General features: G+C 29.4%; 11 protein-coding genes and 2 other annotated features. All 11 genes read left to right on the top strand.

The features are described from left to right. Window positions 1-18: 18 nt before the first annotated feature. A complete protein-coding gene (locus tag HMPREF1871_RS02315) occupies window positions 19-1,254 on the top strand; it encodes an LCP family protein (RefSeq protein WP_066129554.1) in 1,236 nt (411 codons plus the stop codon). Between the two features lie 2 nt (window positions 1,255-1,256). Next, window positions 1,257-2,045, top strand: a complete 789-nt coding sequence (locus HMPREF1871_RS02310; RefSeq protein ID WP_066129550.1) for a GNAT family N-acetyltransferase — start codon at window positions 1,257-1,259, stop codon at window positions 2,043-2,045. A 140-nt stretch (window positions 2,046-2,185) separates the two neighbouring features. Then, entirely contained in the window at window positions 2,186-3,475 is a 1,290-nt protein-coding gene (locus HMPREF1871_RS02305) for an adenylosuccinate synthase (RefSeq protein ID WP_066129547.1), read from the top strand. Between the two features lie 42 nt (window positions 3,476-3,517). Then, window positions 3,518-3,651 (top strand) — a sequence feature (ribosomal protein L10 leader region). Between the two features lie 35 nt (window positions 3,652-3,686). Continuing rightward, window positions 3,687-4,187, top strand: a complete 501-nt coding sequence (gene rplJ / locus HMPREF1871_RS02300; RefSeq protein ID WP_066129544.1) for a 50S ribosomal protein L10 — start codon at window positions 3,687-3,689, stop codon at window positions 4,185-4,187. A gap of 37 nt (window positions 4,188-4,224) precedes the next feature. Continuing rightward, entirely contained in the window at window positions 4,225-4,587 is a 363-nt protein-coding gene (rplL, locus tag HMPREF1871_RS02295; RefSeq protein WP_066129541.1) for a 50S ribosomal protein L7/L12, read from the top strand. A 101-nt stretch (window positions 4,588-4,688) separates the two neighbouring features. After that, a complete protein-coding gene (locus HMPREF1871_RS02290) occupies window positions 4,689-5,288 on the top strand; it encodes a class I SAM-dependent methyltransferase (protein ID WP_066129538.1) in 600 nt (199 codons plus the stop codon). A gap of 142 nt (window positions 5,289-5,430) precedes the next feature. Continuing rightward, the gene (rpoB, locus tag HMPREF1871_RS02285) at window positions 5,431-9,150 is read left to right on the top strand and encodes a DNA-directed RNA polymerase subunit beta (RefSeq protein ID WP_066129536.1); all 3,720 of its coding nucleotides are present in this window, start codon (window positions 5,431-5,433) and stop codon (window positions 9,148-9,150) included. 59 nt (window positions 9,151-9,209) lie between these two features. Next, the gene (gene rpoC / locus HMPREF1871_RS02280) at window positions 9,210-12,854 is read left to right on the top strand and encodes a DNA-directed RNA polymerase subunit beta' (protein WP_066129533.1); all 3,645 of its coding nucleotides are present in this window, start codon (window positions 9,210-9,212) and stop codon (window positions 12,852-12,854) included. A gap of 51 nt (window positions 12,855-12,905) precedes the next feature. Beyond that, window positions 12,906-13,020 (top strand) — a sequence feature (ribosomal protein L20 leader region). 26 nt (window positions 13,021-13,046) lie between these two features. After that, window positions 13,047-13,574, top strand: coding sequence for a translation initiation factor IF-3 (gene infC, locus HMPREF1871_RS02275; RefSeq protein ID WP_066129530.1), 528 nt, complete (start codon window positions 13,047-13,049; stop codon window positions 13,572-13,574). Between the two features lie 25 nt (window positions 13,575-13,599). Continuing rightward, window positions 13,600-13,794 (top strand): 50S ribosomal protein L35, encoded by a 195-nt coding sequence (gene rpmI / locus HMPREF1871_RS02270; RefSeq protein ID WP_066129528.1) that lies wholly within the window; start codon window positions 13,600-13,602, stop codon window positions 13,792-13,794. Window positions 13,795-13,841: 47 nt separating this feature from the next. Next, the gene (gene rplT / locus HMPREF1871_RS02265) at window positions 13,842-14,201 is read left to right on the top strand and encodes a 50S ribosomal protein L20 (RefSeq protein WP_066129525.1); all 360 of its coding nucleotides are present in this window, start codon (window positions 13,842-13,844) and stop codon (window positions 14,199-14,201) included. Window positions 14,202-14,483 lie beyond the last annotated feature (282 nt).

Raw genomic sequence — 14,483 nt, 5'->3', positions numbered from 1 at the left:
ATGGAGAAATAGTAGAAAATGAATGAATACTCTAGACTCTCAAGAACAAGAAGAGAACAAGAAATAAAAAAGAAAAAAAAATCAAAAATAAGAAGAATTTTTTTACTGATTATATTTCTATTAGTATTATATGGAGGATATACTTTATTTAATTTATTTATGAATTTAAATAATGGATATAAAGAAAGCGAAAATACAGTAGAGGTAGACCCAAATTTTAAACAATTTTCTGTTTTAATAATGGGTATAGATCAAAATGATAGTAGAGCAAGTGAAGGCCAAACAAGAGAAAATAGTAGAACAGATTCTTTGATATATTTAGCTATAAATAAAGAAAATAAGAGAATGGATATGGTAAGTATACCACGAGATTCACTTTCTTTGATGAGAAATAAAGAAGATAAACATAAAAGTTCTTCATATTTTTTTGATAAAATAACTCACGCTCACGCATATGGGGGTGTGGACGGAACAATAGAATCTGTTCATAACTTACTTAATGCTCCTATTAACTTCTATGTAGTTATAAATTTTAAAGCATTTCAAAAAGTAGTAGATTCTCTTGGAGGTATAGAACTTTATGTACCTTTTGATATGGTTGAACAAAACTCTGAGGGATATTCTGGGACAGTAAAATTAAAAAAAGGTTGGCAAACACTTAATGGAGAAGAAGCATTAGCCTTTTCTAGAAGTAGATATTATGATAGTGATATAGAAAGAGGACAAAGACAATTGCAGGTTCTTCACGCTACTATAGATAAAGCAAAAGGATTAAATGCAATTTCTAAAATTAATGAATTTATATCAATAACTGGAGATAATGTAACACATAATATGAACACAAAACAAATTACTTCAGCAGCTTCTATTTTTGCGAAAAATGATATGCAAATAGTTGCTCATAGAATAGGAGGATATGATGTGAACATGGGAGGGGTATATTATTATTATCCAAAACCAAGTCATCTATTATATATCTCTTCAATTTTAAATAAAGCATTAGGTAACTCCATACCATCATCTAATGATATATTAAATATACATTATCAAGGTTATATTTTACCACTTACAAATCAATATTCATTAGGAACTAAAAAACCAGCGTCTACTTTATATAGACCAGCAAATTATATAAGATTTGCACCAGAAGATATGATTCAAAATATTCCAGAAAGATTAAATGAAAATGATATGAATAATGACCCTACAGTAAGTAATGAAAACAAACCAGAAAAACAGCAGGAAAGGAATTAATTATGAGTTTTGAAAGTTTTAAAGATAATAATTTAACAAAATATACTTTTAATAAAATATATAAAAAGTCTAAAGTAGTTTTAGAAACTGAAAAATATTTAATTCATAGAAGGGTAAAATCAAACTATTCCTTTGCTGATAATTATCTGGAAATTAAAGAAATACCTCAAACTGAGGGAGAACTTCAGTATTACATAGATGCGTGTAAAGAATTTTTTAGAGATAAAGGAATAAGTTTTATTCATTTGGCACTTCCAGAAAAGAAAGATATATCAAACAAACTCCAAAAATTTTTGAAAAAAAAGGGCTATAATCAGCATGAGTTTATTCTTTATTTATTAGATTCAAAAGATTGCGAAATAAGAGAAGAAACAATTTATGACATATCTTTATTAGAAAAACAGGATTTTCAAAAATATATAGATTTTAATTACAAAATAGATTTAGAATATACAAATAAAGCTTTTGCTGATGAGAATAAGAATTTGGCATATGAAATTTTAAGAGATGATGACGTTTATCAATTAGTTGCAAAAGATAAAGATAATTTAATAGCTACTGTTAACGTAATAGTAAAAAGTGAGTATATAGAAATTAGCAATTTGTATGTAGAAAAAGAATATAGACAAAAAAATATAGCTAGTTCATTATTAAAATTTGCTATAAAAAAATTCAAAAAAAAATATGTGATTTTAATAGCAGATTTTTATGATACACCCAAATACATGTATGAAAAAATGGGATTTAAAGAAGTATCTAGTAAAAAATATTTTATAAAAACCGTACTATAAAACACAAAATAGTGAAAAAATAAGTATTAAAATGATTATAATTCGTTTTGCCGACGAAATAATCATTTTTTTTCATATATTGCAAACTATTTATTAAGTTGTTATAATAAATAGAGTAAAAAATAATTAGGAGGATAATTATGTCTACAATAGTAGTAGTTGGATCACAATGGGGAGATGAAGGAAAAGGAAAAATTACAGATTTTCTTTCAGAAAAAGCTGATATTATAGCAAGGTATCAAGGCGGTAATAATGCAGGGCATACAATAAGATTTGATAATAAGACATATAAACTTCAGCTAATACCATCAGGAATATTTAATGAAGAAAAAATTTCAGTGATATGTAATGGTCTAGTTGTAGATCCTAAGTGGTTATTAAAAGAAATTGAGAACCTAAAAAAAACAGGAGTAACTTGTAATAATCTAAAAATATCTAATAGAGCACATGTAGTTTTACCATATCATCTAAAATTAGACGAAGTAGAAGAAAAAAGAAGAGGAAGCAACAAAATAGGAACTACTAAAAAAGGAATAGGACCAACTTATGTAGATAAGTATAAACGTTGTGGAATAAGAATGGCAGACTTATTAGATGAGGAGTTATTCAAAAAAAAATTAAAACAAAATTTGGATGAAAAAAATGAATTATTTGAAAAAATATATGGAGTAGAAGGATTTTCAGTTGAAGAAATATTTGATGAATATTTTGCTATAGGAAAAGAGCTGAAAAAATATGTAACTGACACATCAAAATTACTATCAGACGGAGAAAAAAGTAAAAAAAATATTTTATTTGAAGGAGCACAAGGAGTTATGTTAGACATAGATCATGGAACATATCCTTATGTAACTTCATCAAACCCTAGTGCTGGGGGAATAACTGTAGGTGCTGGTTATGTGCCAACAGAAGGATTCACAGTTATAGGGATTTGTAAAGCCTATACATCTAGAGTAGGAGATGGGCCATTTCCTACTGAATTATTTGATGAAATAGGAGAAAAAATAAGAGAAGTAGGACACGAATATGGTACTGTAACCAAAAGACCAAGAAGAATAGGATGGTTTGATACTGTAGTAATGAGACATTCTGCAAGAGTATCTGGTATGACCAATCTTTCTGTAAATTGTTTAGATGTACTTACAGGTCTTAAAGAAATTAAAATATGTGTTGCATATGATTATAAAGGTGAAAAACTTACAGAATATCCAGCTAATGAAAATATAATAAAAGAATGTAAACCAATATATGAAACGCTAGAAGGATTTAGTGAAGATATAACAAAAATAACATCTCTAGAACAATTACCTGAAAATGCAAAAAATTATTTAAGAAGAATTGAAGAATTAGTTGGTGTTAAAATTTCAATTTTTTCAACAGGTCCAGACAGAACTCAGACACATTTGTTAGAAGATTTATGGGAAAAATAATATTATTTATTGACAAAAACAAAAAAAAATTGTAAAATTAAAAGGTCAGTTTAATATGTACCTAAGACAGTAGGAGACACAAGTCTTAATTATTATCCTACCGAGGACAAATAAGTAAAAAGAATGTATAACCTTTTTACATGTTCTCGCATGTGAAAAGGTTATTTTAATATGGTACTCATAATTGATAATCTAATTAGGAGGAAATTCAATGTCAAAAGCTATCGAGAAAAAACAAGAACTTGTAAACCAAATTGCAGAAGAAATAAAAGAAAGTTCATCAATAATAATAGCTGATTATCGTGGATTAAACGTTTCTCAAGTAACAGAATTACGTGATAATATGCGTAATGAAGGACTAACTTTTAAAGTTTATAAAAACTCATTAGTTAGACGTGCTATGAAACAAGCAGGAATTGAAGGACTTGATGAAGTACTTACAGGACCAAACGCAATAGCATTTTCTAAAGAAGATGTTGTAGCACCGGCAAGAGTATTGAATGATTTTGCAAAAGATAATGAAAATCTTGAGTTGAAAGCCGGAGTAATTGAAGGTAAAGTATCATCATTAGAAGAAGTTAAAGCAATAGCATCATTACCAAGTAGAGATGGATTACTTTCAATGTTACTATCTGTTTTAACAGCGCCTATGAGAAATACTGCATTAGCAATTAAAGCTGTCGCAGATCAAAAATCAGAACAAGAAGCATAATCAATATAAAAAAAGGAAAATATGGAGGAAAAAATAAATGACTAAAGAACAAATTTTAGAAGCTATAAAATCAATGTCAGTTTTAGAATTAAACGACTTAGTAAAAGCAATTGAAGAAGAATTCGGAGTAACAGCAGCAGCACCTGTAGCTGTTGCAGCAGGAGCAGGAGCAGCTGCAGCAGAAGAAAAAACTGAATTTGACGTAGTATTAACAGCTGTAGGAGATCAAAAAATTAAAGTAATTAAAGCTGTTAGAGAAATAACAGGAGACGGACTAAAAGAAGCTAAAGAAAAAGTAGATGGAGCACCATCAACACTTAAAGAAGCAGTATCTAAAGAAGAAGCTGAAGAAATTAAAGCTAAATTAGAAGAAGTAGGAGCTTCTGTAGAAGTTAAATAGTTATAAAATAATAAGATGTAATAACAAAAAAATAAGATGATAATAACGATAAGTATATCCTTGTTGAAAAATAGGATATACTTTTTATTTATAGGAGGCATATGCAACATTATTATACAAATAATCCTATATCAAATAAAAATGAAAAAATTATATATGGAATAATTAAAGGAGAAAAATATAAGTTTTTGACAGATAATGGAGTATTTTCAAAAAAATTTATAGATTTTGGAACAAAAACATTATTAGAAAGTTTTCATACTGAAAGAAAAAAATTGGAAATATGTGATTTAGGCTGTGGATATGGAGTAGTTAGCGTATTTTTAGCAAATAATTACGAAGATTTTTCCTTTACAATGATAGATATAAACAAAAGATGTTTGGAATTATCTAAAAAAAATATAGAGTTAAATAAAATAAAATCTAAAATTGAAATTATAGAGAATAATGTATTAGATCAAATTTCAAAAAAATTCGACATCATTTTAACAAATCCACCAATAAGAGCAGGAAAAAATGTTGTTTTTAAAATAATGGAACAAAGTTATCATTCACTTAATGAAGGAGGAGAACTCTGGGTAGTTATCCAAAAAAAACAGGGAATGAGTAGTGTAAAAAAACTATTAGAAAAAATATTTAATTCTGTAATTATAGTAAAAAAAAATAAAGGATATTATGTTTTGAAGTCATTAAAAAATTGACTTTTTAATACAAATATGATAACATGATAAATTGCAAGTAATTTATTTAAAATAATAAATTACACTTTAATTTAAAAATTGCTTTATTTTAGTAATTTTCTTTAGCTTAACAAATTTTAAATAATACCGAGGGGTGACACAGTTGCAAGAAGTTAAATATGGTAAATATAGAAAAAGACGAAGCTATGCAAGGATTTCAGAGGTTATAGATCTTCCTGATTTAATAGAAATTCAAACATCTTCTTATGAAAAGTTTCTAAAAGAAGGAATAAAAGAAGTGTTTAAAGATGTTTCTCCTATTGAAGGCAATAACGATAATTTAAGTTTAGAATTTATAGATTATAGATTAGAATCACCAAAATATGATGTAGATAAATCTAAAGAAAGAGATGCCAGTTATGCTGCACCTTTAAGAGTAAAGGTTAGACTGCTCAACAAGGAAACAGGAGAAATAAAAGAACAAGAAGTATTTATGGGCGAACTTCCTTTGATGACAGATACTGGAACATTTATAATAAATGGTGCTGAAAGGGTAGTGGTATCTCAATTAGTTCGTTCTCCTTCAGTATATTTTACAGAAGATGATAAATTAAAAGTTAAAAATATACCTAATGCATACAAAACAACAGTAATACCTAATAGAGGAGCATGGTTAGAATTAGAAAAAGATGTAAAAGGATTAGTATTTGCAAGAATAGACAGAACTAGAAAAATACCTTTAACAACTTTTATAAGAGCTTTAGGATTTGGAACAGATGAACAAATAGTGAGTTTATTTGGAGAAGGAGAAGATCTTCTTCATACATTAGAAAAAGATGAAAATAAAGATACTGCAACTGCGTTAAAAGTAATTTATGATAAATTACGTCCTGGAGAACCAACTAATATTGAAACAGCAAGATCAACATTATATGCAAGATTTTTTGATCCTAGAAGATATGATCTAGCTAAAGTTGGAAGATATAAATTAAATAATAAATTAAACGTAAGTGAAAGACTTGAAAATCAAGTTTTGGTAGAACCTATAGTAGATACTGAAACAGGAGAAATACTTGTAAAAAAAGGAGTCAAGTTAACTAGAGAAATTCTTGACAGTATTGAAGAACAATTAAAACATTCAGCTAACTTAGTTGAATATAATATAACTGAAAGTTTAGACGGAAATGATGACTTAAAATTACAAATTTTCAAAGTTGTTGATCCTATGAAAGTAGGTAAAAATTATAATATAGATGATTTGAATGCAGATCAAATTCTTCATATTATAGGTAATGCAACTCCTGATAAAGATTTAATAACTCTATCAGTTTCTGACATAATAGCAAGTATAAATTATTATTTACTTCTTATAAGAAATAGAAGAAATAGTGATGGTTTTGAGTTTGAATTAATCGGAAATATAGATGATATTGATCATTTAGGAAATAGAAGACTTAGATGTGTGGGTGAATTACTTCAAAATCAAATAAGAGTTGGTATTTCACGAATGGAAAGAGTAGTAAGAGAAAGAATGAGTATTCAAGACTCTGAAGAAATAACACCTCAGCAGTTAATAAATGTAAGACCAGTAACTGCAATAATAAAAGAATTTTTTGGAAGTTCTCAATTATCTCAATTTATGGATCAAACAAATCCATTGTCAGAATTAACACATAAAAGACGTTTATCAGCATTAGGACCAGGTGGTCTTACAAGAGAAAGAGCAGGAATGGAAGTAAGAGATGTTCATTATTCTCACTACGGACGTATGTGTCCTATAGAAACTCCTGAAGGACCAAATATAGGGTTAATAAATTCATTATCTTCTTTTGCAAAAATAAATGAATTTGGATTTATTATGACTCCTTATAGGAAAGTTTTAAAAGATAGTAAAGGAAATCCATATGTAACAAAAGAGGTTTCATATTTAACTGCAGATCAAGAGGATAAATATGTAGTTGCACAGTCAAATTCAAAAACAGATAAAAATGGATATTTTATAGATGATGAAGTTGTATGTCGTTATAGAGGGGATAATACTATAAAATCAAAATATATGATGGATTATATGGATGTTTCTCCAAAACAAGTAGTATCTGTTGCAACTGCTTGTATACCATTTTTAGAAAATGACGATTCCAATAGAGCACTTATGGGAGCAAATATGCAACGTCAAGCAGTACCGCTAATGACTACAGAAGCCCCATTTGTAGGAACAGGAATGGAACATATTTCAGCTAGAGATTCAGGAGCAGCAGTTGTAGCTAAATATCCTGGGATAGTTGAATATGTAGATGCAAATAGAATCGACGTTAGAAGAATAGAAAAACTAGATGGAGAAGAATTATTAGGTGATGTGGATACTTATGTTGTCCATAAGTTTACTCGTTCAAATCATTCTACTTCATATAATCAAAAACCTATTGTAAAAGTAGGAGAAAAAGTAGCTAAAAAAGATATTTTAGCTGACGGACCTTCTATGGATAAAGGAGAAATGGCTTTAGGAAAAAATTTAGTAGTTGCCTTTGTTAACTGGGATGGATACAATTATGAAGATGCAGTTATAATGAGTGAAAGATTAGTCAAAGATGACGTCTATACATCTATTCATCTAGAAGAATATGAAACAGAAGCAAGAGATACAAAACTAGGGCCTGAAGAAATTACTAGAGAAATACCAAATGTAGGAGAAAATGCACTAAAAAATCTTGATGCAAGAGGTATAATCAGAATAGGTGCTGAGGTAAAATCTGGAGATATTTTAGTAGGAAAAGTAACACCAAAAGGAGTTACAGAACAAACTCCAGAAGAAAAACTTTTATACGCTATATTTGGAGCTAAATCTAAAGAAGTTAGAGATACTTCTCTTAGAGTCCCACATGGAGCAGACGGAGTAGTTTCTGATGTGAAAATATTTAAGCGTGATGAGGGAGCAGAATTATCAAACGGTGTAAATGAACTTGTACGTGTGTTTATTGTTCAAAAAAGAAAAATACGTGTAGGAGATAAAATGGCAGGACGACACGGTAATAAAGGGGTAATATCTAATATTTTACCAGAAGAAGATATGCCATATCTTCCAGATGGAACACCTGTAGATGTAATGCTTAATCCATTAGGGGTGCCATCACGTATGAACATAGGACAAGTATTAGAATTACACTTAGGAATGGCTGCTAAAAAATTAGGAATTCACGTAGCAACACCAGTATTTGATGGTGCAAATGATGATGATGTTTGGAAAACTATAGAAGAAGCAGGAATGGCAAAAGATGCTAAAACAATTCTTTATGATGGAAGAACGGGAGAACCATTTGATAGTCGGGTTTCTGTTGGAGTTATGTATATGATAAAACTTGCACACATGGTCGATGACAAATTACACGCAAGATCTATAGGACCATATTCATTAGTAACTCAACAACCACTTGGAGGTAAAGCACAATTTGGTGGTCAAAGATTTGGAGAAATGGAAGTTTGGGCATTAGAAGCATATGGAGCTGCTTACACACTTCAAGAAATATTAACATACAAATCAGATGACACAAATGGACGTGTTAAAGCATATGAAGCCATAGTAAAAGGTGAAAATATTCCACGCCCAGCCGTACCGGAATCATTCAGAGTTTTAATGAGAGAACTTCAATCATTAGGAATGGATTTCAGAGTTATGGATATTGATAATAAAGAAGTAGATTTAACTCAATTAGATCAAATAGATATTCATAATGTTCATAATCCACAATCTATAGAAGAAGTTGAAGAAGAATCAAAAGACGTAGAAGAAACAGTGGAAGAAAAAGAAGAACCAAAAGGAATAGACGAATTATTAGCAATACTAAAAAGTGATAATTCAGGTGAAGATGAAAACAATAATGAATAAGATTTATTAATAAAAATTAAAAAGTAGCTATTGTTATAATTACAAAGGAGGCAGGCTTCTTGATAGATGTAAATAATTTTGCATATATGAAAATAAGTTTAGCTTCTCCAGAAAAAATTAGAAGTTGGTCATATGGAGAAGTTAAAAAACCAGAAACTATTAATTATAGAACATTAAAACCAGAGAATGATGGACTTTTTTGTGAAAGAATATTTGGTCCAACAAAAGATTGGGAATGTTCTTGCGGTAAATATAAAAGAGTAAGATATAAAAATATAAAATGCGATAGATGTGGAGTAGATGTAACATTATCTAAGGTTAGAAGAGAAAGAATGGCACATCTAGAATTAGCTGCACCAGTAAGTCATATTTGGTACTTTAAAGGCACTCCTAGTAGAATGGGATTACTTCTTGACTTAACACCAAGAGAACTTGAAGAAGTAATATATTTTGCATCATACATAGTTATTGATCCTGGAGAAACAGATTTATTAAAAAAACAAATACTAACAGAAGGTGAAGTTAGAAAAACAAGAAGTAAATACGGAATGAATTCTTTTGTTGCAAAAATGGGAGCAGAAGCAATAAGAGATTTACTTGTTGAATTAGATCTTGATAAGGAATTAAAAATCTTAAAAAACGAACTGAAAGAACTAAGTGAAAGTAATTACAAATCTGGTCAGAAAATAGTTAAGATAATAAAACGAATAGAAGTTTTTGAAGCATTTAAACACTCAGGTAATAAACCAGAATGGATGATAATGACTGCGTTACCAGTCATACCACCAGAAATTAGACCAATGGTTCAGTTAGATGGTGGCAGATTTGCTACTTCTGATTTGAATGATTTATACAGAAGAGTTATAAATAGAAACAACAGATTAAAAAAATTAATAGAATTGAAAGCTCCTGGCTTAATAGTTCAAAATGAAAAACGTATGCTCCAAGAAGCAGTCGATGCATTAATAGATAATGGAAGAAGAGGAAGACCAGTTACAGGACCTGGAAACAGAAACTTGAAATCATTATCAAATATGCTAAAAGGGAAACATGGACGTTTCCGTCAAAACTTATTAGGTAAACGTGTTGACTATTCAGGGCGTTCTGTAATAGTAGTAGGTCCAAGTTTAAAAATGTATCAATGTGGACTTCCTAAAGAGATGGCACTTGAATTATTTAAACCATTTGTCATGAGAGAATTAGTAAAAAGAGAATTAGCAAATAATATCAAAAATGCAAAAACTCAAATTGAGAAAATGGAAGATCACGTTTGGGGAATATTAGAAGAAATAATTAGAGAACACCCAGTTTTACTAAACCGTGCACCGACATTACATAGATTAGGAATACAAGCATTTGAACCCGTATTAGTTGAAGGAAGAGCAATAAGACTTCATCCATTAGTAACTACAGCATTTAATGCAGATTTTGATGGGGATCAAATGGCAGTCCATGTACCTTTATCTAAAGAGGCACAAGCTGAAGCAAGAATGCTTATGTTAGCAGCACAGAATATATTAAACCCTAAAGATGGAAAACCAGTTGTTACACCATCTCAAGATATGGTTTTAGGTAATTATTATTTAACACTAGAAAGACCTAATGCAGTTGGAGAAGGTATGTTATTTAAGGATTCAGACGAAGCATTATTAGCTTATCAAAATGGATATATACATCTTCATTCTAGAATAGGAATTTTATCAAAATCATTTAAAAAATCATCATTTACAGATGAACAAAATAAAAAAATATTGATAACTACAGTAGGAAAAGTAATTTTCAATCAAATTTTACCAGAACAATTTCCATATCTTAATGAACCAACCAAAGAAAATCTTGAAAATAAAACACCAGATAGATATTTTATTTCATCAAATGATTTACAAGGTAAAGGTTTGAGGGAATACTTATCTAATATAGAGCCTGTTACACCATTCAAAAAAGGTTTCCTATCTAAAATAATTTCTGAAGTATTTAAACAATTCCATACTACTGAAACATCTGTAATGCTTGATAGATTAAAAGATTTAGGATTTAAATATTCATCAAAAGCAGGTATAACAGTAGGAGTAAGTGACGTTTTTGTATTGCCAAATAAATATGAAATATTAGATGATTCACAAAAAAATGTAGACAAAATTATATCATTATATAAAAAAGGATTATTAACAGAAGAAGAAAGATATCAAAATGTAATTGCACAGTGGGCAAATGCAAAAGATGCTATACAAGGTCAATTGATGAATTCTTTACCAGCTACAAATCCAATATATATGATGAGTGATTCTGGTGCCCGTGGTAATGCATCAAACTTTACGCAACTTGCAGGGATGAGGGGACTTATGGCTTCACCATCAGGTAGAATAATGGAAATGCCAGTTAGATCATCATTTAAAGAAGGACTTACAGTTTTAGAGTACTTTATATCATCTCACGGAGCTAGAAAAGGGCTAGCAGATACGGCACTAAAAACAGCTGACTCAGGATATTTAACTAGAAGGCTGGTTGATGTAGCTCAAGATGTAATAGTAAGAGAAAAAGATTGTGGTACATCAAGAGGACTAAAAATAGAATCATTAAAAAATGGAACTGATGAAATAGAAAGTCTTCAAGAAAGATTAGAAGGAAGATATTCAAAAGAAGATATTATCAATCCTGAAACAAAAGAAATAATTGTAAATGCAGGAGAGATGATTTCAATAGATACTGCAAAAGAAATAGAAAAAGTAGGAATAAAAAGTGTAGTAATAAGATCTGCATTTACTTGTAATAGTAGACATGGTGTATGTGAAAAATGCTATGGTAAAAACTTAGCAACAGGAGAAAAAGTAGAAGTAGGAGAAGCTGTAGGAACAATAGCAGCACAATCTATAGGAGAGCCCGGTACTCAGCTTACAATGCGTACTTTCCACACAGGAGGAGTAGCAGGTGCAGATATTACTCAAGGTCTTCCACGTATTCAAGAATTATTTGAAGCAAGAAATCCAAAAGGTAAAGCATTAATTTCTGAAGTAGATGGTGTTATCACAAAAATTGAAATTGATTATAATCATGTTCGTAGAATATATGTAGTAAGTGATATTGAGGAAGAAAGAGAATATCAAGATTATGGTGCAAGTAGACTTCTTGTAAAAGAAGGAGAAAGAGTAGAAAGAGGACAAGTATTAACAGAAGGTTCTATAGAACCTAAAAGTCTACTTTCTATAGCTGGAGTAGAAAGAGTAGAAAGTTATTTGCTTACAGAAGTTCAAAAAGTTTATAGATTACAAGGTGTTGAAATTAGTGATAAACACGTTGAAGTAATGGTAAGACAAATGCTTCGTAAAGTGAGAATAATAAACTCAGGAGATACTAATCTACTTCCAGGTTCATTAGTAGACATACATAAATTTACTGATGAAAATGCTAAAGTCTTAAGAAGAAGGGGTAATTTAGCAATAGCAAAACCGGTAATATTAGGAATAACAAAAGCCTCACTAGAAACAGAAAGTTTCTTATCAGCAGCATCTTTCCAAGAAACAACTAGAGTATTAACTGACGCTGCAGTTAAAGGAAAAATAGACAGATTAACAGGTCTAAAAGAAAATGTTATTATAGGTAAGCTAATACCTGCAGGTACAGGAATGGAACGCTATAATAATATAGAGATAGATTATCTAGATACAGATAATAAAAACGAAGAATCTCAAGAAATATCTAATTAAAATTTAAAAATTTGACAAAAGCAATATTTTATTGTAAAATTAGATCATTAAATACGAAAGTAGAAGCACCCGTTTCTCACCTGTAGTAAAGACAACCAGGTAGTAAATTTAGGAATTAAAAATAAAATTGGGTCTACTTTATTTAGACTCAATTTTTTGCTTTTATAGTATTTGATAAAAAATAGATAGGAGGTGCTGGTCATAAGTAAGGATACTGCACAAATCAATGAAGGTATTAAAGTTAAAGAATTTCTTTTAATTAGCCATGATGGTGAACAATTAGGGGTAAAAACTAAAAGTCAAGCTTTAGAAATAGCATCTAGAGTTAACCTTGATGTTGTTTTAGTAGCTCCGAATGCAAAAACGCCTGTTGCTAAAATAATGAATTATGGAAAATTTAAATTTGAACAACAGAAAAAGGAAAAAGAAGCTCGAAAAAAACAAAAAATTGTTACTATAAAAGAAGTTAGATTGTCACCAACAATAGACAAACATGACTTCGAAACTAAATTAAAAAATGCTAAAAAATTTATAGCTAAAGGTGATAAAGTTAAAGTAGCAATAAGATTCAAAGGAAGAGCCATAACACATAAAGAAATAGGACAGAAAGTTTTAGAACAATTTTCTAATGAAGCTAGCGAAATAGCAACTGTTGAGCAAGTACCTAAAATGGAAGGACGCAGTATGTTTTTAGTTCTAGCACCCAAAAAAGATAAATAAGGTTTAGTATTAGGAGGAAATAAAAATGCCAAAAATGAAATCTCACCGTGGATTAGCAAAACGTGTGAAAAAAACAGCAAGTGGAAAATTAAAAAGAAGTCGTGCTTATACTTCTCATTGGTTTTCAAGAAAAACTACTAAACAAAAACGTCATTTACGTAAAGCATCATTAGTATCACGTGGTGATTATAAACGTATTAGTACTTTATTAGTAAAATAATATATAAATAAATAAAATTTATTTTTATTCATAAGGAGGAATATAATATGCCACGTGTAAAAGGTGGAACAGTAACTCGTCGTCGTCGTAAAAAAATATTAAAATTAGCAAAAGGATATTTTGGATCAAAAAACACATTATTCAAAGTAGCAAAACAACAAGTAATGAAATCAGGAATGTATGCATTCCGTGATCGTCGTCAAACTAAACGTAATTTTAGAAGACTTTGGATAGTTCGTATTAATGCAGCAGCAAGAATGAATGATATTTCATATAGTAGATTAATGAATGGTTTAAAACTAGCAGGAATTACTATAAATAGAAAAATGCTATCTGAATTAGCTATTCAAGATATGAATGCTTTTTCTAAATTATGCGAACAAGCTAAAAAAGAATTAGCTAAATAGAAAAATAAAAACTTTAGTAATAAGATATTTGAAGCTTATCACTAAAGTTTTTTTTGTTCTACAATATAATCGTTGATGAAGTATTTTAAAGAACATATTTAATAGTATAAAAAAAATATTTTTTTATACTATTGATAAAGAGTCTACATTTTGTCTATTTTATAGTTTTATTTTGCTTTTATTAAAAAAAGAGTTATTTTTGATAAAATAACTCTTTTCCGTATATTTTATGCAATCCATGCTCCGTTTATATCTACATAGTAACCATCTGGTGTTGTTGTG

Origin of the sequence: Gemelliphila asaccharolytica (assembly GCF_001553005.1) — a bacterium.
GTDB classification, from domain to species: domain Bacteria; phylum Bacillota; class Bacilli; order Staphylococcales; family Gemellaceae; genus Gemelliphila; species Gemelliphila asaccharolytica.
Note: the sequence above shows the minus strand (reverse complement) of the source record. Positions and strands in the feature narration are given on the sequence as shown.